The organism is Gordonia hirsuta DSM 44140 = NBRC 16056, from assembly GCF_000333015.1.
GTDB classification, from domain to species: domain Bacteria; phylum Actinomycetota; class Actinomycetes; order Mycobacteriales; family Mycobacteriaceae; genus Gordonia; species Gordonia hirsuta.
Genome location: NZ_BANT01000030.1, coordinates 19,633 through 42,235 on the forward strand (window position 1 = coordinate 19,633; position 22,603 = coordinate 42,235).

The window sequence follows — 22,603 nt, forward strand, 5'->3', positions numbered from 1 at the left end:
TGCTTCCTTTGATCGAGGGATCGCAGCTCAGGCTGCGGCGGGCGCCGGCCGGCCGACGAGGTTGAGGAACTCGAATTCGGACTCCCGGACCCGGCGGGTGCTGAGCCAGTAGCGCCAGGTGTATCCCGGCCAGAGAGTTCGATTGTTGCCGTGCTCGTCGAGATACCAGCTCTGGCAGCCCCCGGTGTTCCACACCGACCCGGAGAGTTTGCGCTGCACGTCCCGGTTGTACTCGTCCTGGACCTCCGCGCGCGGGACGATCGCATCCACGCCCTTCTTGCGGACAATCCGCATCGCCTCCGCGACGTATCGGATCTGCGACTCGATCATGAAGACGATCGACGTGTGCCCCAGTCCGGTGTTCGGACCGAGCAGGAAGAAGACGTTCGGCACGTCGGCGACGGTGATTCCGCGATGGGCGATGGGGCCCTCCTCACGGAACCGGGCGACCATGTCGATACCGTGGCGCCCCTTGATGGACAGCGATTCGAACGAGTCGGTGACGTGGAATCCGGTGCCGTAGATGATGACATCGGCGGGCCGCTCGACCCCATCGCCGGCAACGATGCCGTTCTTGGTCACCTTCACCACACCCTCGGTGATGACATCCGAGGTCGGCAGATTGAGAGCGGCGTAGTAGGTGTTCGATCCGAGGAGCCGCTTGCAGCCGGGCCGATAGTCGGGAGTCAGCTTGCGGGCGAGAACGGGGTCGTCGATCTGGCGCTTGATGAAGGCCTTCCCGAGGACCTCGACGCCCTTGAGCAGGGCCGGTCGATTGTTGAGTGCGTAAGCGCCTGCCTCGGCACCCCAGTAGAGTCCGTTGCGGAAGCCGCGACGTAGGCCGGGCACCTTGGTGAACGCGCGCTTGACCCCCTCGGGGATCTGGACGTTCTGCCGCGGGAACACCCAGGCCGGGGTCCGCTGGTAGAGATCGAGCGAGGCCACTTTACCGGCGATCTCCGGGACGAACTGGATCGCGCTGGCGCCGGTGCCGATGACGGCGACCCGCTTGCCGGTCAGGTCGACCGAGTGATCCCACTGCGCAGAGTGGAACGCCTTGCCCTTGAACTTCTCGATGCCGTCCAGTTCCGGAATGCTCGGAATGTGGAGGGCGCCGATGGCCGAGACGACGAACTGAGCGATGTACTCCTGCCCGTCGGTAGTCCACAGATGCCAGCGCATCTCGTCCTCATCCCAGTACCCGCGGTTGGCGGTCTTGCCGAAGCGCAGGTACTTGCGCAGTCCGTACTTGCCGGCAACGTCGCGCAAGTAGTCGAAGATCTCGGGCTGCATCGACCAGAGTTGCTTCCAGTCGGACCGCGGCTCGAACGAGTACGAGTACAGGTGGGTCGGGACGTCGCAGGCCGCACCCGGGTAGGTGTTGTCCCGCCACGTTCCGCCGACCTCGTCGGCCTTCTCCAGGATCAGGAAGTCGTCGCTCCCGTCCTTCAGCAGGGCGATGCCCATTCCGAGACCCGAGAACCCCGATCCGATGATGATCGTCCCTGTACGGATCGGCGCTTCCGACACGAGGGTGTCGGACGGACCGGCTGATTCGTTGACGTCGATGGTCATGTAGCTAGTGCTCCTAGTGGTGTAGGTATTGCCTGTCGGCGCGGATCTCGATCGCGGTCAGGCCGTCTGCTCGACGATCACGTCGACGGAAGTGCTCAGAACCGCGCGGGTGAGAGCATCCAGTTCGCGAGCGACCGACACCGATCGCTCACAGGGCACCATGTGGCCGGCACCCGGTTCGATCAGCAGCAATGCTCCGTCGACCCCCGCGGCGAGTCGTCTGCCGTGCCGCGCGGGCGTCAGTCGATCCCGAGTGCCCACGAAGACCACCGTCGGGATGGCGGCAAAGTGACCGAGAATGCCGTCGCGCTCGTGCCGCATCATCGAGATGCCGAGCTCGGCGTAGATCTTGGGGTCCACAGCACGCATCTGCCGGATCGACTCGTTCAGATGACGGGTCTGCGCGGTTCCACCGTAGAGACCGTGCTTCAGTCCCAGCCGGGTGATCCACGAGTTGCGGAGCAGTCGTGGATTGTTGACGCCCAGGACCGTCGGGGCCGTCAGATAGAAGCCGGGAAGCCGCTTCAGTGGGTTCCACATCCGGCCGGGACTGGTACAGACGAAGACGGCACCGGCGACGCGGTCATCGAGCAGATCGCGGTGCCGCTCGGCGAATGCCAACAGAGCCATGCCGCCCATGGAGTGGCCGGCCAGGATCACCTTCCCTCCGGGCGCACAGACGTCGATCACGGTACGGAGGTCGTCGGCGAGTTGCTCGAGGGTGCCGCTGCCACGCGGTCCGGCATCCGATCTGCCGTGGCCCCGATGGTCGTACGAGACGATGTTCACGTCCTCACCGAACCGGTCGACGAGCCGGGCGATCACGTCGTCCCACAGCTCACTGCCGAGCGTCCAGCCGTGCGCGAACACGATGCTCACCGAAGCGGACTCGTTCCCATGCTGCCGGACGGCGAGATTTGCACCGTCGCCTGCACGGACGCCCCGGCGCTTCACGCTACGGCCTTCGGTGAGCGGCCGTCGAGTTCATCGAGGATGTCCTGCGGCAAGGCACGGGCAAGCCGAAGGATCCTGGTCGTGATCGCACCCTTCACGAAACCCGCTTCGTAGCTGAACCTCAGCAGCGGCTCACTGGAGAACTCCGCGCGTTGCCGGTACAGCGGGCTGCGCTGAGCGATGATCGCACCGCGCAGTGGGCTCAGCCCCACCGACCGGTACACCTTGGGGTTCACCAGCACCGGAAGAACACCGAGTACGGCAAGACTGAACAGACCGCGATGCAGTGCCACGCGCGCCTTGCTGGTGGCGTTCATGCTGCGGACGAGTTCCTCACGGGCATAGGTGATATGCCGGGCTTCCTCCAGCACGTGGATCTTCATCAACTGACGGAAATGCGGCTGAATCCGCTCGTCCGCCATCCCTTCCCGCTGGAGCCGGTCGAGGACCTCCTCGATGAGGAGGGTGCCGGCGTAACCGACAGGCCCCGACGGCACGAGGCCGACCAGCCGGATGAGCTTCCGCAGTCCACGCGGAATGGTGTACGGTTCGACACCCGACTTGTTCACCAGCCGGCTGAACATCGTGGAATGCCGGGATTCCTCACCGATCTCGGCCAGTGCGTACCGGCAATGGTCATCGGCGACCACCGGATTCTCGATGACCGAGCGCATCAGCATCATCGACAACCCGACTTCGGCGTAGAGGCCAAACGACAGCACCGCGACGGCTTCGTGCTTGCCCAGCTCGCGCCGCTGTTCCTGCGTCAGCTTGTCCCACACCTTGGTCCCGTACAGCGTCTGCCGATGCTCGGGCACCCAATCCATATCAGGTTCGAGCGGGGCGTCCCAATCGATGTCCAGCTCCCCGTTGTACGCGCGATCAGCGGTCGATCGGAGCAACCGCTGCGCCGTCTTCTGCCGATCGCCGACGAGGCGTCCGCGCGTATTCGACGAGCCGGCCGCGCTGACCGCGACGGGCTTCGGATCTTCTCTAGTGGCTTCGAGCGTCATGACTTCCTACTTTCAGTACCTGGTACTCTAAGTACATTGTGGCTGCGATCACTGACTGAGTCAATAGATCGGGCGGATTACGTCAGAGTTGATTCGGATGATCCGGAACCGGGCGCGCGTAGACACCGGCACGACGGAGAATCAGCTTCTCCGTCGGCGTCCGGAACAGACCTCGCGAGCCGGCGAACCTGACGAACGCGTGCGTCATCGCCCGCGCCGTCCGCACTCCCGCGTCGCCACTCTTCGCGGCGCGCATCGCCGCTTCTTCTGGCAACCCGACCTCGGTGTACACCCGAGAGTCGAGCAGCATCGGATACATCCGCGCGGCCGCGAACGCGAGGAAGTGGCCGATGAGCACCCGCCGGATCGGACCCACTCGCTTGAGCGCCTCGGCAAGCTCCAGCCGAGCGAATTCGAGGTGCCTCGCATCGGCGATCTCGTGAATCCGCATCACCTGGCGTACATGAGTCTGAACGGTCGGGTCAGCCGCGATCGCACGCGCGAAACTGTGCACCGCCTCCTGCGCCAGCAGTACCACTCCGGCGGTAGTGGCTCCCGCGGGAATCAACGGCGTCAGCGACGACAAAGCACGCGCCCGTAATGGGCTCAGGGTGTACACATCCAACTCGGCCTTGTTGATGAGCCTGGTGAACATGAAGCTGTTGCGACTCTCTTCGTGAATCGCCTTCAAGGTGTAGCGGGTGAAGTCGTCCATCAGGTCGGTGTTCTCGGCGACGTCACGGAACATCAGCATCGTCAACGCCGACTCCGCGTAAATGCTGAAGCTCAGTACGTTCACCAGTTCGCGACGCCCCAGATCGCTACGCTGCTCGTCCGAGAGCGATTCCCAGACGTCGGTGCCGTACACGGTCGACAGCCGCTCTGGGAGCCACGGCCGGCCCTCCTCGAGCGGCGCATCCCAGTTCACGTCGAGATCACCGTCGTACGTCTCTTCGGCGGCGGCCAGCAGTAGTCGCTGGGCGGTCTTCTGCCGCTCGGTGATGCGCCGGCGAAAGCGGACCCGGCTCCCCTCGGCACTGAGCGGCCGCTGAGTCTCGGGCGGGCGGTTGGCTTCCATTCTGTCTCCTTCGGATCTGACGAGGTTCGGGGTCATCGGAGTCGATCGACATCGATACGGGCGTTTGCGCGGCGCAGGCGCTCGGAGAGGACGTCACCCATCGCCACCGCGGGGGTGATCACGCCGGCCTGGCCGAGTTGCTCTCGATCGACGGCCAGCGCAAGAGCCGATTCACCGAGGATGACGGCGGTGGCGGCATAGCCCGGATCACCGTCCATCGCGAAGGTGGCGCGATACTCGGCCCCGGAGGCCGTGGTCGTGTACGTGGCGAAGCTGAAGTACCCCTTGGCGCGTGACCGCGCACTCGGGCCTGTCCCCCGGCCCGGCAGCACCGCCCCGCTGACCGACTCGGGAACGAATGCCAGGAGCCGCGAGGCTCCGTAGACGCCGGACATTCCGATCGCCGCCGCACCCGCCGGCAGCAAAGACAACGGACCGCCGGGGAAGGCCATCACCTCGGAGTACTTGAAGCGGCGCCCGTACGACCAGTCGGTGAGCGTGTTGCTCCGCCGGACCACGCGCGTGTTGTGGAACGCCATGAAGAAGCCGCCGGCCCAGCCAGACAACTCCGGCGAGACCGCGGCGAGCGAGACGAAACGCCCGTCGGACTGCGGGCCGAGCTCCGGTTCGTCCCACCGGCGATGGCTGTGCGAGTACGGATCGCGGGCCACGCTTCGCGCTGCCGCCGACACCGACATCGTGCGACCGTGCGCCAGTCCGGACGCGGCCGTTCCGCCGCTCAGCCCGCCCCGGATCGCGCGCACCACCATGGTCGTCTCGCACAGGTCGCCCTCACCGTCGGCATGGGCGCGGTCGGCGAGCAGCTTCACCGCGAGGTCCGACGGAACCGAGTCGAACCCGCTGCTGTGCACGATGCGCGCACCAGTCGCCCGGGCCGTCTCGTGGTGCGCCAGGATCGATGCGCGCACGAACAGCGGCTCACCGGCGAGATCGGCATAGTCGGTCCCGTTCTCAGCGCACGCCCGGACGAGGTCCGCCCCCAGTTCGGTGTACGGCCCGACCGTGCTCACCAGGACTGCGGTTCGCTTGGCCATCGCATCGAGCGCCGCGGGGTCGCGGACGTCCGCGACGAGCACGTCGACGTCGCGGCCGGCGGAGCGGGCGACAGATTCGAGCGCGTCCCGGCGCCGGCCCGCGATCGCGAGCCGCAGGCCCGTGGGCAGTTGTCGCACGAGGTACTCGACTGTGAGGCCCCCGACGAAACCGGTAGCCCCGAAGAAGACCAGGTCGTACTCCCGGCTGGTCGGCATCACACTCTCCTCGCACGAAATCTCGCCCACTCGATTACATGTACTCTCAGTAGTATATACTGTGAGTCACATATATGACAGGTTGTTTCCAGACTCAATCCACGCCGAACGGAGCACGGCCATGACCACGCGATTCAACGACGATCCTCATGAGGAGTCCGACTACATCGGACCGGCGACGATCATCATCAGAGGCACGGAGATCGAGACCGACGTCGAGCTCCGCGGCTACCGGGAGCCGATCGACGGCATATTCCGCTGGATCGGGCGCACCAGCAAGAACAAGAAGCTCGCCGAACTCGTCGGCGACTTGCAGCGCCAGAAAGCTGTCATTCGTACTTCGCACAGCGCTCGGGAGGCGTACGTCGGCGATCCGGACTTCTGGGGCCGATACCGGATCGTCGGCAAGTCGACACCCCCGTACCACGTCGAAACCGACCTGGCGAAGGTGGAGGCCGAGGCCGAAGCGCATGCGCAAGAGCGGACCCCGCCCGCCTGACACCGTCCACCCGCCCCGGCGATCTGGACCTCGGAAAGCAGACGGCCCGCAGACCTTCGGGTCTGCGGGCCGCGCTGGACCGGAACCGTTTCCGCCCGTCCCGTTCAGGCTCCTTCCGCGGCGGAACCAGCCGCAGATGCGTCTGGGATGACGAACCGGACGCCTGTCATGATCTCGGATTCGTCCCACAGACGACTGGCGAGCGTCCGATTGCGCGAGAGCCTGGTCGACCGCGAAGGCCGCACCGGTCCGCGCGAGGAGATAAGCATGCCCGTCGGCCCCCAATACACCGACGGATCTGCCGATTCGGTCGCAGCGAACAGCGTCGACTCGGCGGCCCGTTCCGGGGCGTGCCCGACGACACTGGCGCCCACTTTGCCGATCCGGTCGAAGATCGTCTCGGTGCGGGAGAACAGATCGGTGCCCGACACCCCCGGATGGACGCCGTACGAGCGAACCTGACTGCCCGCCGCCGTGAGTCGGCGTTCCAGCTCGCGCGCGAACATCAGATTGGCCAACTTCGACTGCGCGTAGCCGAGGTTCCGCTGGTACCTGCGCCGCTCGTAGTTGAGGTCGTCGATCCAGAGCTTCGGTGTGTGCGCGTGTGCGATGCTCGACAATGTGACCACCCGGTCGGTGATGCGATCGATGAGGTGCGCGGTGAGTGCGAAATGCCCGAGGTGATTCACGCCGAACTGCGTCTCGAAGCCGTCGACGGTCCGCCGAAAGGGGACGTTCATGAGGCCGGCGTTATTGATCAGCACGTCGAACTCGCCCTGCTGATCGGCGAACTCACGCACCGACGCGAGATCAGCTAGATCGAGCCGCCCGACGGAGACGTCCCCGCCGATCCGCTCGGCGACCGCATTCGCCTTGCCTGTGTCACGGCAGGCCAGCACCACCGTGCCGCCCTTGTCGGCGAGGACTTTCGCCGTTATCGAGCCGAGCCCGCCGTTGCCGCCCGTGATGATGAACCGCCGCCCCGACTGGTCGCCGATGCGTTCTGGTGACCATGCCATGGTCGCCTCCTTCGTTCGTAGGTAACCGGATCCCGCCTCAGCGCATGAATCGCGCGGGCAGCTTGTCCATCAGGTCGGTCATCCCGCCGGATCGGGCGGCCCGTCGGACCACCCAGGGCGCGGCGCGGTTGAACAGGTACTGCGCCTTCGACTCCGGTGTCACAGGCACCACTTCCCGACGACGACGGACCGCGGTGACGATCTGCTTGGCGACCTTCTCGGGTCCGTAGCGGCGCATCGCGTACGCGCGATCGCCGACCTCCTGCATTCGCGCCTCCTCGTCGGCGCTGACTCCGGAGATCTTGGTGTTGGTGATGATGTTGGTGTGGACGATGCCCGGACAGATCGTCGTGACACCGATGTCGTGCTTGGCCAGTTCGGCACGCAGGCAGTCGGAGAACATGAAGACGGCCGCCTTACTGGTCGCATACGCGCCCATGTCGGGCTGTGGCGAGTAGGCGGCCATACTCGACAGGTTCACGATGTGCCCACCGAGCTTGCGATCGGCCATCGCCGCCGCAAAGACTCGCGCCACATTCACGACACCGAACAGATTGATCCCGAGAACACGGTCGAACTCCTCGCGGGGCGTCGCCAGGAAGTCTCCCGCCGCGCCGACACCCGCGTTGTTCACCAGTACGTCTGGGACGCCGTGCTCGGCGAGGACCACCGAGGCGTGCCTCTCGACATCGGAGGGGTCCGAGACGTCGAGGCGGTATCCGTGCGCGATCCCTCCGGCCCGCTCGACGAGCGCCACGGTCTCCTTCGCGGTGTCCAGATTGATGTCGGAGACGACGATCTCGGCGCCCTGCCGGGCGAACTCGAGGGCGGTCTCGCGACCGATGCCGCTACCGCCGCCGGTGACAACGACGAGCTGGTGTTCGAAAGGTCTCATGTCTTGTCCCATCTCGGCGCGCCGCAGAGTACGCGACGCCGGCTTTCCTTCGACGTGGTCCGCCAGTTCGATCGTCGCTCCGGCAAGCAGCTGCGGGTGTGAGAACGGCAGCCAGTGGCCGCCGTCGACCACGCGCCGCCAGGTCCGCTTGTTCCAGCGGGGCTCGTCGTCGTAACTCGACTGGCGCACCGCAGGGTCGCGCGTCCCGACGATCACCTGGACCGGCACGTCGGTGTACCGTTCCTTCGGCGAGACGACGGCTTGCAGCGCGTTCGCGCGGTAGATGCGCAGAGTGCGCGTGAGATCGTTCCTGAACGTCGGCCCGAGATGAATCTGGCGGGCTGGCGCACCCTCGGCGAGCGACAATCCCATCCGCCACCGCTGTTCGGTCATCGTCAGCTTCAGCAGGATGTTCGGAAGACCCGGAGTCATCGAGCCCAGCATGTAGAACAGCGAACCGATCTGCGCCGCGGCCAGACCGAGATTGCGTGGACTCGGACGCGCCAGACGCGAGCGCACCGCATACGTCATGTGACTGGCGCACGGCCCGGACACCGAGGTGAACGAGGCGAACCGTCCGGACGTCCCCGGGTCGCAGACAGCCTCCCACGCAGCGACGCTGCCCCAGTCATGACCGAGGAGATGCACGGGGGCGTCCGGGCTCACCCTATCGGCGACCGCGACGAGATCCCTGGCAAGCTCGGCGAGGGCAAAGTCCTTGTACGACTTCGGATTGGTGGTCCCGCCCGCGCCCCGGCTGTCGATCGCGACACAGCGGAACCGGTCACGCAGGTGAGGGATCACGCCGTCCCACAAGTGATGCGAATCGGGCCATCCGTGCACCAGCAGCAAGACGGGCGCATTCGGGTCGCCCTGCACGAAGTACGCGATGTCGATTCCGTCGTTGTGGACGGTGTGCTGCTCGACCTCGTCGAACCTGCCGCCGACCGGTGCCGTCCGGGCGTCGTCGAGTCTGGATACTGTCATGTGCTCCCCACGAGGTCGTTCCAGGCGTGGCGAACACTCGCCACCGGAACTAACAGTAAGGGGTACTAGCAGTAGGTGCAATCATCTTCCGCGACGGGAGTCCGCCCACTCTTTCTCCCCGTGGCCCAGCTCCGTCGCAGGATCGGCGTCCGCCATCCATTCGGCACTGATCGCATACCAGTTCGCCGACGCATCCAGCCCGCGGAGCATCGTGGTCGTGAACAGGTCGACCCGGCGAGACGCCAGATGCGCGGGCGGGAACAGGTAGCGCCGGAAATCCCCGAACTCCTCAGCGCGCGGATCGAACATCTGAAAGATCGCCTCTTCGACCCCCCGCACGTTCGTGACCTCGTCCCGCGTCTGCCACCCGTAGGCGTGCGCGGCGTACTCGACGAGCAGGGCCGGGTCGGGCGACCAGTCCGGAGTGATGAGACCGTGTTCGCTGAGGCTGTTCGACAGTCGCTGCGCGTCGTTGTCGACAGCAGCGCGCCAGACGTCCTTCTCGACCGCGATCTCGGCCGGACTCATGAACTTGTAGGCCCCGAAGTCGATGAAGCCGACCGTGCCGTCGCCGCGGAGCAGCACGTTCCCCAGATGCGGGTCGGCGCAGAACTCCCGGTTTCGGTAGATTCCGCCGACGTAGAACCGGAACAGGATCTCGCCCAGGCGATCACGTTCGGCCTGATCCCGCTCCCCCGCGGGGTCGAACCGCACCCCGTCGCACCACTCGGTCACGAGAACGTTCGACGAACTGTATTCGGCGAGGCTGTCCGGGACGTAGGCGAACGGGTGATCGCGGTACATTCGCGCAACCCGGTGCTGATTGACCGCCTCGGTCTCGTACGCCAGCTCGTTCTCCAGGGCATCCCGTACCTCGCGGATGAACGCCTTCGTCGACACCGTCGGCAGCACGCGACGCCAGAACCAGAGAAACGCGGTGAGATTCTTGATGTCGGCCCGCACCGCCTGGTCGATGCCCGGATACTTGACCTTCACCGCGACGTCCCGTCCATCACGCAACGTCGCTCGATACACCTGGCCGATCGAGGCGGACCCGACCGGATCGGGGTCGAAATCGGAGAACACCACGGAAAGCCGGGCCCCGAGGCTGGTCTCCATCTCACGACGCATCTGCCGGAACTCCACCTCGGGAACCGCGTCGCACAGCGAGCTCAACCGCTCCTGAAACGGTTCTCGGTAAGCCCTCGGCAGCGACGACATGTCGACCATCGACAGCATCTGCCCGATCTTGGCGGCACCGCCCTTCATCGACCCGAGCACGTTGACAAGCTGTTCGGCCGCGGCGATGGCGCTCTGCTCGCTGCGCGAGCGCCGAACGTCCCGAGGTTGCCCGAGACTCGACACCTGCGTGCCGACACTCCGTGAGATCTGCCCTACCGCGACACGCGCGACCGCGCCACCACGCGACACCCGTGACGTGGAGAGCTTTCCCGACTCCCTGCCCACCGGAATCACCTCCACCTTCGTCTACCACTCGAGCCTGTTCGGCACATCCTTCTGTGACCAGCGACACTATCACCAGCGTCGCCTCACCCGGCGACGGCGAACCCGACCACCCCCGACCCCTTGGCACACGCCACTCTCGCCGGTACCTTAAGTACCAGTTACTAGAGATTAGAGGCGTATGCTCACCCCCCAGGAGACAGTCCGGAACGACCTGGACTCGGGCCCAGTCGTGCTTCAGGCGCGAAACGTCAGTTTCGACTTCTCTTCGTCCCCTTTCACTACTTGGTAGGGACCGGAGCCATCATCGCCGGCCTGCTGCTCGGCGGTGTGCTGATGACCCGCGCCGACCCGAGCGTTCCCAACGTCCGCGTGTTCCGGTCGGTCCGGATGGCCAACAGCGCCATGCGCAGCGGTTCCCTATTCAGCTGGAGCCTGATCGGGAAGGCGTTCCGCGCGTACCTACGTCACGGTTTCACCCCGGAGTCCATTGGCAGCACCGCGCAAGCGGTGGCCTATCTCGCCAAGTCGCCTGCTGCGAAGGCCGCGGCGCATGGCTGACGAAGCAACGACCACTCGCACTCTCCGGCCGCCTGTCGAGAACGAGGTCTTCACCGAGCGGCTGAACCGCGCCGACCTCATCATTGCACCGCTGATGCGCCGCATGGTCGGCCGCGGGATTCGCGCCGCGGCCAAGCACAGCCCGCGATTCGGGGTCGGCAGCCACACCCCGCGAGCACTGCAGGCGACGACGGCCGTCCGGGTGGCTTCGCGCGAAGCGGCATCGCCGGACGGCAGCGTCGTCACGCTCACCTTCGAGCGCTTCGATCGCGGCAAACTACCCGAGTGGTTCCCTGGCGCCCACCTCGACGTCATGCTTCCGTCCGGGCGCCGGCGGCAGTACTCGCTCTGCGGCGAGCCGGCCGACCGGAGCCGGTACCGGATAGCGGTGCGCCGGATCGACGACGGCGCAGGCGGATCCCCCGAGGTGCACGCGCTGAACATCGGCGACACCGTCACCGTGTCCCACCCGAGGAACGCCTTCCCGTTCGCACCGATCGGGCACCTCGACTCCGGCGACCGCCGGATCCGTCTGGTCGCGGCCGGTATCGGCATCACGCCGATCATCACCATGGCCGAGGCCGCGCACCGCCTCGGCCTGGACTGGTCGCTGGCGTACCTCGGCCGTTCCCTCGAATCGCTGGCCTTCGTCGAGCGCGTGCACCGTCTCGGTGCCCGCGCCGTCGTTCACACCGACGGCCCCCTCGCGGTTGCCGACATCGTCGGCGACACCCGACCGGGGACAGCACTGTACATCTGCGGCCCGGGACCTCTGATCGAGGAGGCGGCGGATCTGACGCTCGACGCAGACGGTGTCGAGATGCATTTCGAACGGTTCACCCTGCCGCCGATCAGGGATGGCAGGCCGTTCCGGGTGATCCTGGCCCGATCCGGCGAGACGATCGACGTCCCCGCCGACCGAACGATGCTCGACGCGATTCTCGACTCCCATCCCGGCACTGTGCACTCATGCCGGCAGGGCTTCTGCGGGACCTGCCGACTGCGGGTACTCAGTGGTCGACCCGAGCACCGCGACAGCATGCTGGCCCCGAATGATCGAGCAGACGGGGCCATCCTTCCCTGTATCTCCCGAGCAGCCGACGACCTCGTCATCGACCTGTAGCCCGCCGCACACCAACGAATCACCCAGTAGGACGACGATGACCCACTTACCAGAACTCTCGCCACGCGCCGCCCGATACGCCTACCGCGATCTGCCGCAGCCCGACGTGACCGCTGTGATCATCGGCGCCGGATTCGCCGGAATGGGCGCGGGCCATCGCCTGCTCAAGCGCGGGGTCGGCGATTTCCTCATCTTCGAGAAGGCCTCCGGTGTCGGCGGCACCTGGCGACACAACACGTATCCGGGGATCGAGGTCGACATCCCTTCGGTCGCCTACTCGTACGCGGAGGCACCGAACCCGGACTGGTCGCACAGCTTCGCTTCCGGCGCCGAACTCCTCCAGTATGCCGAGGACTGTGCCGACAGGTTCAAGCTCGGCAGCAAGTTCCGTTTCGACACCGAAGTACTCTCCCTGGCGTTCGACGACGAGACCGACCTCTGGCATGTCCAGGCACGAGACACCGTCGGGGAGTTCACCCTCACCACGCGGTTCGTCATCTCCTGTCATGGGGCACTCAGCACCCCCGCCGAGCCGGTCATCCCAGGGATCGGTCGATTCAGCGGCAAGGTGATCCTCTCCCAGCGATGGGACCACGGCTATTCGTTGGCGGGCAAGCGTGTCGCGGTGATAGGTACCGGAGCGACCGGAATCCAGGTGATTCCGGCGATCGCCGACGAGGTCGCACACCTCACGGTCTTCCAGCGGACCCCGTCCTACGTAGGACCGAAGTTCAATCCGAAGATCCCGAGTCTGCTCAAGTTCATGCTTCGTTACGTACCCTTCCTGCACCGTATCGTGCGCGCGGCGGGCGTCGCCGGAATCGATGCCGCGCAGACTTACGGCGTGATCCGTCACCGCCAGTTCCCGTTTCTCACCAAGGCGGCTGGAGCGTTGATACGCGCCTCGATGAAAGCGCGGATCCGCGACAGAGAACTGCAAGACAAGCTGATTCCCGACTACGGATTCGCCTGTAAACGTCCGCTGTCGTCACCCGACTACCTCGAGACCTTCAAGCGGAGCGACGTCACCCTGATCACCGAACCCATCGACGAAGTCGTCGCCGAGGGAATCCGGACAGTCGACGGCACCCTTCATTCCGTCGATGTGATCGTTCTTGCGACCGGCTTCAAGGTGTTCGACATACCGCACGAGATCATCGGCACCGAGGGTATCGAGTTGGGTGAGCGGTGGAGGACCGAGCGGATGCAGGCCTACCAGGGCGCGTCGGTACCCGGATACCCGAATCTGTTCTTGGCGCCGGGTCCGTACGGGGTGATCGGATTCAACTGGTTCGACACGATCCGGCTCACCACCGGCCTCGCGGTCGACGTGGTGTGCGAGACGATCCTGCGGACGGCCACCCGGGTCGAAGTGCGTCGCGACGAGTTCGCCTCGTTCACCGATCGCGCGACCCGCGCGACCGAGTCGACGGTTTTCAAGAGCCCGAGCTGTGCCGGGTCGAACACCTACTACCTCGACGCTCACGGCGATACGCCGTTCCTGAGGCCGTTCTCGATCGCCTCATCGACCCGGATGGTCCGCTCGGCTCACTCGGCGTACGAGTACACCCGCCGCCACCCCGACCACGCGGACCGCATCACGGTCTGACCGCTACCGATTGAGGCAACGGCCTACTGCGGGCTCGGAATACGAAACTCACTCACCTTGTCGCCGGCGACCGTCAGGAAAGCGTGGCTCTGACCGTTGAACCGATTGCTGCGCCAGTCGAATTGAATCTCGGTGACGTGGCCGCTGGTGACCGCCGACGTCACTGTGATCGTGGCATCCTGCCCAATTGCATCGGTCGCCGCCCAACTCGCTATTCCCTCCGCGCCGCGCAGCACGCGACCCCAGTCGTCGATGACACCATCCGGCGTGAACGCCGCGACAAACGCCTCAGTATCCCCGTTGTTGATGGCATCGACGACCGCCCGGACAGGCGCTGGAAGAACGCTCACAGATTCACCCGCTGACGTCGCCTGAGTGGCCTCGGAGGGCCGGTCTTTGCTCCCGACGCCGCTATCGACGCTCGCGCAGCCGGTTGCTATGACAACGACCGAGTCCAAGGCACCGATGCGCAACCGGATGGCAGAAAAGTCTCCCAAGCTCCGCGGACGATCACTCATCTCGTGCCCCCGGCGCGCGGCGCCCGATCAGGTGGACGCCGACTGAGGCAACCACGACGGCTGGCAAGACGTTGATCAGCAGAATGGGCAGTTCCTCCGCCAGGCTGTAGCCATGACTGACTCCCAGACCCAGGTTGGCGATCATCGCGATCGTCCAGAGGAGACTGAACCACACCGCGGCGCGGCGCGTGCCGAGCCGACTCCGATGCCCCACCACCAGTGAAACCAGCGCCAGCACGAGCCCAATGGAGACGATGATTATTGTCCGCACGACGTCATCCCTTTTCTGTCGCTTCGGTCAGGCTCGCCGGAGCTTCCGGTTGGCGAACCACAGCATGGCGAAGGTGAAGACTCTCAGCGCGCCGTCGACCAACAGCCCGGGAACAGGGAGCTTCAGGTCCGTTGCCATCGAATAGTCGACCTGCGTGCTCGCGCCATGTGGCACGAAGGAGATCTCACCGGAATGCTCGCGCACGGGCAATCGGCCGGTGACGAGTTCGTAGCGAATCGACTGCTCCGGACGCACCTCGACGATCTTCTCTCTGACGCCCACCGGTCCCAGGCCGAGCCGGTGGATCGCCCCCACGCCCTGACGGCTGTCCACACCGGGCCGCACGAGCCGCGCGGTCAGCGGCAGATACGTCGAGTAGTTCTCACGATCAGCAAGTAGATCGAAAACCGTCTCCACTGGTGCGTCGATCAATCTCCTCGTCGTGACCTTTCGCATCGTCTGCCCTTCTCGTGCGCCAGGACGCCGATCGCCCCGGACCTTGATCGATTCTCACTCAACAATAGTCGTACTGATGTATCAGTCTATAATTGGCTGTCGTCCCGGCGTCAGCTCGCCGAAGGCCACCAGCTTCGCCGGCCGACCAGAGCGGCGATCGCCGGCACGGTGATCGTACGCACGATGAAGGTATCGATGAGGATTCCGGCGCCGATGATGAAGCCCATCTGCACCACCGTCGCGATGGACGCCCCCATCATGCCGAACATGGCCGCCGAGAAGATCAGGCCCGCCGAGGTGATCACCGACCCGGTCGCGGCGACGGTCGGCTCGATCGCATCACGCGGACTTCCGGTACCTGACTCCTCCCGGAGTCGGGACACGAAGAACATGTTGTAATCGGCGCCCACGGCGATCACCATTGTGAACGCCATCGCCGGAACCGCCCAGTAGATCTCCTGCCCGAAAATCCCCTGGAAGACGAGAACTCCGAGCCCGATCGCCGAACCGTACGTGAGGATGACCGTTCCCAGCAGGTAGATCGATGCGACCACGGCGCGAAGCAACAGGCACATCACCACCAGAATCACCAGGAGCGTCACGATCACGATCTCGGCGAAGTCCCGAAGGAACATCTCCTGCAGGTCGCTATTCACCGAGGGAAAGCCCCCGACCGATACCGTCGAGGCAGCGAGACTCGTATTCGGCAGAGCGTCCCGACCGACCTCCCCGATCGACGACGACAGCGCCATCGCCTCGGAACTGTACGGATTCACCGACGACTGAACCAGGAACCGGACGGCTTTTCCATCCGGAGAGATGAACGCCGATGTCAGCCGTCCGAAGTCCGAACTGTCGAGCAGGGCCGTGGGCAGATAGAAGCCGGAAGCCGACTCAGACGAGGACTCGGTACCGACCGTCTGCAGGTAGGCCGCCAGAGCGGTCATCGCCGACATCGCCTCACGCGCCTGATCGGCCATAGTCCGCGCACGCCCAGCCATCGTCTTCGGATCGGACAGATCGATACCTGCCGCGCGCATCTGGTCCATGGCGTTCTGCAACTGCCCGAGCCGGGCCTCCCATTCGGGCACCTGGGCGAGCGCCCCACGAATCTGCTCGTACTGTTCACCGATCGAACCGATCGACTCCTTGGTCGCCGACCTCCCCTGCGCGGTCGACAGCGACCGTGCCAGGTCGGCGAGTTGATCGAGCTGTCCGCCACGAGCGAGGTTGAGCACCGGTGCCAGTTCCGTCCGGACCCTCCGGCACTCTCGATTCCCCTTGCACGCCGGCGAGTCGAGCGCCGGTACCAGGGTGCTGCTCGCGCCACCGAGAGCATCGGACGCCGCGACGAGCACCGGCGAGACCGCCGCCAGCTCATCGATGACCCCGGTCGACTTGCTGATCTCGGTGATCAGTCCGGCGTACTGCTCCATCTGCGCGGCCGCGCCTTTGGCCATCTGCAACATTTCGGCCGCGTCGTTCCCGATGGTCGCCAGGTCGAGACCGCCTCCGTCGGAAGTCAGATCCCGGAGGGTGTCGGCAAGCGCCTGAATCTGATCGAGACGCTCGCGCACCTGTGGTGACTTCTCGTCCGCTTTCGCCAGTTGCTTGCCCATCATGGCGATCTGCCAGGACAACGTCGCCTGGGTCAGCTTCTTCCCATCGGGCCGGGTGATACCGACGACCCGATCGACTCCGGGCAGCTGCGATATACGCTGAGCCATCTGCTCGAGATCGGCGAGCGCCTGCGGATGCCGCAGCCCTTCCTCGGACTCGACCAGCACATACTGCGGGATCATGGCGTCCCGAGGGAAGTGAGCGTTCATCAGCGCATACCCCTCCGCGCTCTCGGTGTCCTGGGGCTGCACCTCACGATCGTCGTACCCGACTTGCAGGAACAGCGCAGCACCGGCGAGGAGCGACAGCACGGCGACGCTCGCCGCGAGTGCGATCGTCGGGCGGGCCGCCACCTGACGTCCGGTCCGCCGCCAGTACTCTCCGGTGCGATCCTTACGGGCCAGGCCGAGTCCCACCCGCGCGGCCAGCGACAGAACTGCGGGAAGAAGGGTCACCGAGGCGAGGAAACCGATGGTAATGGCCACGGCCACAGCGGGTCCCGCCGCGGACAGGAACTCCAGCTTTGCGGTGAGCTGCGCGAGATTGGCCACCGCGATCGTGGCGGCGGTCGCGACAATCACTCGCGACATGCTGCCGCTAGCCCGCGGCAGCGCTTCCTGTGGTTCAAGCCCCGACCTCAGGTTCTCGTGATATCTGCTGATCATGAACACCGTGTAGTTCACGGAAGCACCAGCCAGAATCGCCACCATGAGCGTCGAAGACATCGTCGAGATCGGCAATCCGATCTCGGAGAGTCCCGCAACGACACCGCGCGCCACTGCGATGCTCACTCCGAGCACGACCAGCGGCAGCACCGCGGTGAAGACCGACCGATAGACCGCGAGCAGGATCAAGGCGATCAGCCCCATGGTGATCGTACCTACGAGCCTGATGTCGGCCACGCTGGTGACCGCCAGGTCCCCGAGAGTCGCCGTCGGACCGGTCACCTTCGCCAGGGTGTCGGCGCCGGCGTAGGTCTGTTCAACCACGTCACGCACCACCGTCAGCGAGCCGAGGGTGTCCGGTGACCCGAGCTCGCCCACCAGTCCTACCAGCAGGATCCAGGCCTTTCCATCTTCACTCATGACCTGGCCGCGCACCATCGGGTTGCTGCTGGCCACCGGATCTCCGAGGACGTCGGAGACGAAGGTGACCGCGTCGCGACGCTCCCGAAGCCGCTCGACGGTGGCGTTGTACCGGGAGCGCGCGTCCGCCGTCATCCCGTCCGGATTCGACATCACGATGATCGCCGAGTTCAGATTGCCGTCTTCGTCGAACTTCTCGGCCATCGCGGTCATCGCGGAGATGGACGACGATTCTTTGGGCAGCGGGCTGCTCGCCTTGCGAGAGGCGACATCCTCCAGCGTCGGCCAAGCCGTGCTGACCACCACTGCGACGGCGATCCAGGTGAAGAGAACGGCGACCGCGTGACGGGTGATGAACCGGCCGACTCGCTCGAACCCTTTGCTGTATTGATGCCCCACGACTCAGCCTTGCCCGACGTCGCCGAAGAGGGAGTCCAGATCGATCTCCGGAATGGCCGGGAATCCGCTCAGGGCACTGGTCGGGGTGACCAGATACAACAACACCGGAGCGAACCCGTTGTCGCTCTCGGACACCGTGACCAGATGCCGCGGCCCGAAGAAGGTCTTCTGACCGAGGAAGTCCTGCTCCTCGTATCCTGCCGCGACGAGTCTGTGCACCGCTTCGGACAGCGGCGCCGATCCCAGCTCCGATACCTCGATCACCTGGGCCGGCGGCCGGACCGCGTCGGACTCGATCGTCCGGTATCGACCGTCGACCACCGGCACCTCGCGCGGGAACTCTGGCGGTAACTGGCGGGATCCCGCGTCCGGCGAGGTGGGAGCCGGCACCGGTGGATACGAACTGGTCGCCACTTCACCACCGGTCAGCGCACTCTGACAGCCACCAAGAACGACGACGCAGGTCAGGGCGAGGATCGCGCAGGTGCAGCAGCGACGCCCCAGCCTGACTGGTTCTTTAAGTATCACATACTAATGGTAGGCCAGATCAGATTGGGACGACAGCCCTTCGCGGAACCGACGCCCGTTCGGTCGAGATACTGACATATCAGTTCGATAAATGTAGGATAGCTGAGGAACCGCCTAGAAGGGACACTCAATGGCTGACGTCGATGTCGAGGTCGCGATCATCGGCGCAGGTGCCGGAGGCATCTGCGCCGGAATCAAGCTGCAGGAGATGGGAATCGACGATCTCGTCCTCCTGGAACGAAGCGAAGGCATGGGCGGCACCTGGCGCGCCAACACCTACCCCAACGTGGGAGCGGACATCCCATTCCTCGCCTACCAGTTCTCGTTCGCCCCGAAGACGGACTGGTCGCACTTCTTCGCGCGGGGGGCGGAGATTCAGGAGTATCACCTCGGCCTGGCCGTCGACGCCGGACTGCACCACAAGACCAGGTTCAACACCAACGTGGTCAAGGAGGAATGGGACGAGCAGCACCACCGCTGGATACTCCACCTCGAATCCGGGCCTCCGGTCATGGCACGCCACGTGATCAGCGCGGTCGGCGCCTACATCAACCCCAAGAAGAACCCCGACATCGCCGGCCTCGACGACTTCGGCGGCAAGGTGATGATCCCCGCCGACTGGGACCACGACTATCCGCTGGACGGCAAGCGGGCCGCCATCATCGGAGTCGGGTCGAGCGCCGTGCAGATCGCGCCGGAGCTGGCAGAGAAGGCCGTCCATCTCGACGTCTATCAGCGCACCCCGCAGTGGTACTTCCCCAAACCCGACTTCCGGACCCCCGCATGGATGCGGCGGCTGCTGCGGCTCCCAAAACTATCGGGGGCTTTGCACGAGGTGATCCTCGCCGTGATCGAGGCCGGACTGCGGGTGCTGATCTACACACCCCGGCAACTGTTCAATCCCGGGGCCAAGGCCTTCGACGTCGGCGGCCTCCGCCTGTACGACCTCTGGTTGCGCATCTGCGTGCGCGACAAGGAGACTCGCAATAAACTGCGACCCAAGTACGGCCCCGGATGCACCCGCGGAACCCTCGGTGGCGGCTACCTGTCGATCTTCAACCGCGACAACGTCGACCTGCACACCACGCCGATCGATCACATCGAATCCGACGCGATCGTGACCGCGGACGGTGTCCGGCACCCGATCGACGTACTCGTCCTCGCCACCGGCTACGAGATGTTCTCCGATCCCGAGTCCTACAAGGTCGACACCGTGATCGGGCACAACGGGTTCGACCTCGGCGAGTACTACAACACCGTCGGCCTGCGCGCCTACCACAGCACCTCCGTCCACGGACTACCGAACCGATGGACGCTCGTCGGGCCGTACTCGTGGACCGGAACGGGCTTCCACTACATCCTGGAGAACGCCACGCGGCACATCACCGCCGCACTGGCGGAGGCCCGCGGCCGGCGGGCGACTCGCGTCGAGGTCACCCGCGAGGCACAGGACGGCTTCCACCTGGACATGGTCGAGAAGGGCAGCAACCTCGCACACTACTTCGACGTGCACTGCCACGGCTCGAACACCTACTTCGTCAACTCCCACGGGGACGCGGTCTATGTCCGCCCGTGGACCATCTATCAGTCGCGCCGGCGCAGCGTCGGATTCGATCGCGCCGACTACTCGTATCAGACCGGGCATGACACACCGCTCCCCGCAGAGCCGGTGACCTCGGCCCCCGCCGAGGCAGGAGCCCTCTGATGCAACCGTTCGCCCGCCTGCGGTTCGCGGCGACACGTCCGGTCACTGAGGACCAGGCTCCCGCGTTTCTCGACCGCGCACCGTTCCGCACCCACGTCGACTACGACTACCCCGACATCGACGTGGACACCCTGTGGGAGGCCATCTCGTCCGACCGGATGTGGTCGTGGCTGCCCACCGTGTGGGGCTGCCGCTACCCCGCGGGCGACACCATCGGGCCCGGAACCGTGCGCGACTTCCAGATGTACCTCCATCACTGGATGATCTACGCCCAGCGCGAGGAGATCCTGATCTGGGAGCCGGGACGACGCCTGGTGTACACCGCCGTCGACGCCACACTGCCGTTCTTCGGAACGTGGTGCGAGCAATACGCCGTGCACCCCCGGCCCGGTGGCGGATCCCGGCTCAGCTGGACGATGGGTGTGCAGCCCCGCTTCATCGGCGCGCTGCCATTGCGATGGCTCAGTCCGATCATGCGCGCGGTCTTCCGCTTCGGCCTCCGGGGCGTTCGTCGAGAGATCGGCGAAGGACTGGGCGGCGCGCCGGAGACCCTCATCGGCCGCCCATACCAGACAGAACTCCACAAGTAGGGAAGATCCCATGTCCGAGAACACCATTCCCGAACCGATCGCCTCGTTCATCGCCGCCGTCAACCGTCACGACAACGAGGCATTCTTGAACTCGTTCATCACCGACGGCACCGTCGACGACTGGGGTCGCCTGTTCATCGGCCGCCGCCAGATCGAGGCCTGGAGCGACAAGGAATTCATCGGCGCCCGTGGCACCCTCGCCCCCGAGGAGGTCTTCTCCGACGGGAACGAGACCGTGGTGGTCGGCGACTGGCGCAGCAACCACGCGAACGGCCGCAGCCGCTTCGCTTTTCGCACCGGCGCCAGCTCGATCATCAGAATGACGATCCGCGAAGGCTGACCTGCGGCCTCAGATGAGTGATTCCCGGTGGTGTGACTGGTGTGTCGCGTGGGACTAAAGAACGAGGCCGACCAGGATCGATGTTGCTAACACCGACATCGACTCCGGAGCCGACATGGCCACCGACCTGGACGACCTCGCCACCGCACTCTACGTGACCTGTGACGACCTATTGAACGCACATCCTGAACGCCGCTCACCGCCCCCGCCCGGTGGATTCACCGCCCGCATCAGCGACGCCGAATTGCTGACGGTAGCGACGATGCAGGCGCTGCTGGGCTACACCAGTGAACGACGCTGGCTCCGCTTCGCCCACCGCAATCTGCGCCCACTGTTCCCGGCACTGCCCCAGCAACCGGGCTACAACAAACGGCTGCGGGCCCTGGCGCCGACCATGGCGTGGAAGACCCGGACACTGGCCACACTGACCAGCGTCGGTGACGACGATGTATGGGTCGCCGATTCCACTCCCGTCGAGTGGCCGGTCCCGCGAGACCGCACTGCGTTCGGAACTGGCCGGATGGGCCGAGTACGGCTACTGCGCCTCACACTCCCGCTTCTTCTGGGGCTTGCGTCTGCACCTGCTCACCACCGTCCACGGCGTCCCTGTGGGCTGGACCCTCACCGGAGCCAAAGCCGACGAACGTCACGCCCTACACGACATTCTCACCGCACAACAGGATTAGCTGATCTAGTCGAGGCCAATCGCCCGACGATCATCGCCGACAAGGGCTACTACGGCCACCAGTTCGAAACCGAGCTCGCCGACGCCGGGATCACCGTGCTGCGCCCGGCCCGCAAAGGTGAACCACCCCGCAGCGGAGAACAGTTCTTCAAGCCGCTGCGTCAGATCATCGAATCGGTCAACGAGACCCTCAAAGGTCAACTCGACCTCGAACGCCACGGCGGACGCACCACCGCCGGCGTTTTCGCCCGCATCGCTCAACGCATCCTGGCCATGGCAGCAGCCATCTGGCACAACGACACCCTCGGCAAACGAATCCGCCGATCACTCACCGCTTACGACCACTGACCCAGGAATC

Annotated in this window: 20 protein-coding genes and 1 pseudogene; 8 read left to right on the plus strand and 13 right to left on the minus strand. The window is 65.4% G+C overall.

The window, feature by feature from the left end; all coding sequences use genetic code 11:
- Positions 1-27 precede the first annotated feature (27 nt).
- The 5 genes from GOHSU_RS11395 to GOHSU_RS11415 form a co-directional block, all read right to left on the minus strand.
- Complete coding sequence (locus GOHSU_RS11395; protein WP_005941559.1) at positions 28-1,575, minus strand: flavin-containing monooxygenase; 1,548 nt, start codon at positions 1,573-1,575, stop codon at positions 28-30.
- Positions 1,576-1,632: 57 nt separating this feature from the next.
- Entirely contained in the window at positions 1,633-2,454 is an 822-nt protein-coding gene (locus GOHSU_RS11400) for an alpha/beta fold hydrolase (protein WP_005941563.1), read from the minus strand.
- A 71-nt stretch (positions 2,455-2,525) separates the two neighbouring features.
- The gene (locus tag GOHSU_RS11405; RefSeq protein ID WP_005941566.1) at positions 2,526-3,542 is read right to left on the minus strand and encodes an AurF N-oxygenase family protein; all 1,017 of its coding nucleotides are present in this window, start codon (positions 3,540-3,542) and stop codon (positions 2,526-2,528) included.
- Positions 3,543-3,624: 82 nt separating this feature from the next.
- Positions 3,625-4,656, minus strand: a complete 1,032-nt coding sequence (locus tag GOHSU_RS11410) for a diiron oxygenase (RefSeq protein WP_245551728.1) — start codon at positions 4,654-4,656, stop codon at positions 3,625-3,627.
- Positions 4,653-5,891 carry a saccharopine dehydrogenase family protein gene (locus tag GOHSU_RS11415; RefSeq protein ID WP_005941572.1) on the minus strand — a complete coding sequence of 413 codons (1,239 nt, stop codon included), beginning with the start codon at positions 5,889-5,891 and terminating at the stop codon, positions 4,653-4,655. The genes GOHSU_RS11410 and GOHSU_RS11415 overlap by 4 nt, the downstream gene beginning before the upstream one ends.
- 121 nt (positions 5,892-6,012) lie before the next feature.
- On the opposite strand from GOHSU_RS11415, the gene GOHSU_RS11420 reads away from it, so the two are divergent.
- Positions 6,013-6,390: a DUF4873 domain-containing protein gene (locus GOHSU_RS11420; RefSeq protein WP_005941575.1), complete on the plus strand. Its 378-nt coding sequence runs from the start codon at positions 6,013-6,015 to the stop codon at positions 6,388-6,390.
- A 104-nt stretch (positions 6,391-6,494) separates the two neighbouring features.
- On the opposite strand, the gene GOHSU_RS11425 is transcribed toward GOHSU_RS11420, so the two are convergent.
- The 3 genes from GOHSU_RS11425 to GOHSU_RS11435 form a co-directional block, all read right to left on the minus strand.
- Entirely contained in the window at positions 6,495-7,409 is a 915-nt protein-coding gene (locus tag GOHSU_RS11425; RefSeq protein WP_005941578.1) for an oxidoreductase, read from the minus strand.
- Between the two features lie 37 nt (positions 7,410-7,446).
- The gene (locus GOHSU_RS11430) at positions 7,447-9,291 is read right to left on the minus strand and encodes an SDR family oxidoreductase (protein WP_005941580.1); all 1,845 of its coding nucleotides are present in this window, start codon (positions 9,289-9,291) and stop codon (positions 7,447-7,449) included.
- 81 nt (positions 9,292-9,372) lie between these two features.
- Positions 9,373-10,572, minus strand: coding sequence for an ABC1 kinase family protein (locus GOHSU_RS11435; RefSeq protein WP_245551729.1), 1,200 nt, complete (start codon positions 10,570-10,572; stop codon positions 9,373-9,375).
- Between the two features lie 468 nt (positions 10,573-11,040).
- Here GOHSU_RS11435 and GOHSU_RS11440 point away from each other — a divergent pair, with 468 nt between their 5' ends.
- From GOHSU_RS11440 to GOHSU_RS11450, 3 genes are read left to right on the plus strand one after another with little or no spacing between them, the layout of a single operon-like run.
- Complete coding sequence (locus GOHSU_RS11440) at positions 11,041-11,316, plus strand: hypothetical protein (protein ID WP_005941586.1); 276 nt, start codon at positions 11,041-11,043, stop codon at positions 11,314-11,316.
- Entirely contained in the window at positions 11,309-12,439 is a 1,131-nt protein-coding gene (locus GOHSU_RS11445; protein WP_005941589.1) for a PDR/VanB family oxidoreductase, read from the plus strand. The genes GOHSU_RS11440 and GOHSU_RS11445 overlap by 8 nt, the downstream gene beginning before the upstream one ends.
- A gap of 37 nt (positions 12,440-12,476) precedes the next feature.
- On the plus strand, positions 12,477-14,048 hold the full coding sequence (locus GOHSU_RS11450) for a flavin-containing monooxygenase (RefSeq protein WP_005941594.1): 1,572 nt from the start codon (positions 12,477-12,479) through the stop codon (positions 14,046-14,048).
- Between the two features lie 23 nt (positions 14,049-14,071).
- Here the strand turns inward: GOHSU_RS11450 and GOHSU_RS11455 are convergent, their stop codons facing one another.
- From GOHSU_RS11455 to GOHSU_RS11475, 5 genes are all read right to left on the minus strand, one after another.
- A complete protein-coding gene (locus GOHSU_RS11455) occupies positions 14,072-14,398 on the minus strand; it encodes a nuclear transport factor 2 family protein (RefSeq protein WP_024332941.1) in 327 nt (108 codons plus the stop codon).
- 160 nt (positions 14,399-14,558) lie between these two features.
- Positions 14,559-14,804 carry a hypothetical protein gene (locus GOHSU_RS11460; protein WP_245551730.1) on the minus strand — a complete coding sequence of 82 codons (246 nt, stop codon included), beginning with the start codon at positions 14,802-14,804 and terminating at the stop codon, positions 14,559-14,561.
- 60 nt (positions 14,805-14,864) lie between these two features.
- Positions 14,865-15,293, minus strand: a complete 429-nt coding sequence (locus GOHSU_RS11465) for an SRPBCC family protein (RefSeq protein WP_005941602.1) — start codon at positions 15,291-15,293, stop codon at positions 14,865-14,867.
- 110 nt (positions 15,294-15,403) lie between these two features.
- Positions 15,404-18,397, minus strand: coding sequence for an MMPL family transporter (locus tag GOHSU_RS11470; RefSeq protein WP_005941605.1), 2,994 nt, complete (start codon positions 18,395-18,397; stop codon positions 15,404-15,406).
- A gap of 3 nt (positions 18,398-18,400) precedes the next feature.
- Positions 18,401-18,787, minus strand: coding sequence for a hypothetical protein (locus GOHSU_RS11475; RefSeq protein WP_155821173.1), 387 nt, complete (start codon positions 18,785-18,787; stop codon positions 18,401-18,403).
- 268 nt (positions 18,788-19,055) lie between these two features.
- Between GOHSU_RS11475 and GOHSU_RS11480 the strand changes: the two genes are divergently transcribed.
- The 4 genes and pseudogenes from GOHSU_RS11480 (at position 19,056) to GOHSU_RS11495 (ending at position 22,593) form a co-directional block, all read left to right on the plus strand.
- Positions 19,056-20,630: a flavin-containing monooxygenase gene (locus tag GOHSU_RS11480; RefSeq protein WP_005941611.1), complete on the plus strand. Its 1,575-nt coding sequence runs from the start codon at positions 19,056-19,058 to the stop codon at positions 20,628-20,630.
- A 17-nt stretch (positions 20,631-20,647) separates the two neighbouring features.
- A complete protein-coding gene (locus tag GOHSU_RS11485) occupies positions 20,648-21,220 on the plus strand; it encodes an SRPBCC family protein (protein WP_024332942.1) in 573 nt (190 codons plus the stop codon).
- 10 nt (positions 21,221-21,230) lie between these two features.
- Positions 21,231-21,560 (plus strand): nuclear transport factor 2-like protein, encoded by a 330-nt coding sequence (locus GOHSU_RS11490; RefSeq protein ID WP_005941617.1) that lies wholly within the window; start codon positions 21,231-21,233, stop codon positions 21,558-21,560.
- A 115-nt stretch (positions 21,561-21,675) separates the two neighbouring features.
- Positions 21,676-22,593 (plus strand): annotated as a pseudogene (locus tag GOHSU_RS11495) (IS982 family transposase).
- Positions 22,594-22,603 lie beyond the last annotated feature (10 nt).

Coding starts and splice junctions, on each gene's coding strand:
- GOHSU_RS11395 (WP_005941559.1), bottom strand. CDS start 1,575: ATGACCATCGACGTCAACGAATCAGCCGGTCCGTCCGACACCCTCGTG.
- GOHSU_RS11405 (WP_005941566.1), bottom strand. CDS start 3,542: ATGACGCTCGAAGCCACTAGAGAAGATCCGAAGCCCGTCGCGGTCAGC.
- GOHSU_RS11410 (WP_245551728.1), bottom strand. CDS start 4,656: ATGACCCCGAACCTCGTCAGATCCGAAGGAGACAGAATGGAAGCCAAC.
- GOHSU_RS11415 (WP_005941572.1), bottom strand. CDS start 5,891: ATGCCGACCAGCCGGGAGTACGACCTGGTCTTCTTCGGGGCTACCGGT.
- GOHSU_RS11420 (WP_005941575.1), top strand. CDS start 6,013: ATGACCACGCGATTCAACGACGATCCTCATGAGGAGTCCGACTACATC.
- GOHSU_RS11425 (WP_005941578.1), bottom strand. CDS start 7,409: ATGGCATGGTCACCAGAACGCATCGGCGACCAGTCGGGGCGGCGGTTC.
- GOHSU_RS11430 (WP_005941580.1), bottom strand. CDS start 9,291: ATGACAGTATCCAGACTCGACGACGCCCGGACGGCACCGGTCGGCGGC.
- GOHSU_RS11445 (WP_005941589.1), top strand. CDS start 11,309: ATGGCTGACGAAGCAACGACCACTCGCACTCTCCGGCCGCCTGTCGAG.
- GOHSU_RS11450 (WP_005941594.1), top strand. CDS start 12,477: ATGACCCACTTACCAGAACTCTCGCCACGCGCCGCCCGATACGCCTAC.
- GOHSU_RS11465 (WP_005941602.1), bottom strand. CDS start 15,293: ATGCGAAAGGTCACGACGAGGAGATTGATCGACGCACCAGTGGAGACG.
- GOHSU_RS11480 (WP_005941611.1), top strand. CDS start 19,056: ATGGCTGACGTCGATGTCGAGGTCGCGATCATCGGCGCAGGTGCCGGA.
- GOHSU_RS11490 (WP_005941617.1), top strand. CDS start 21,231: ATGTCCGAGAACACCATTCCCGAACCGATCGCCTCGTTCATCGCCGCC.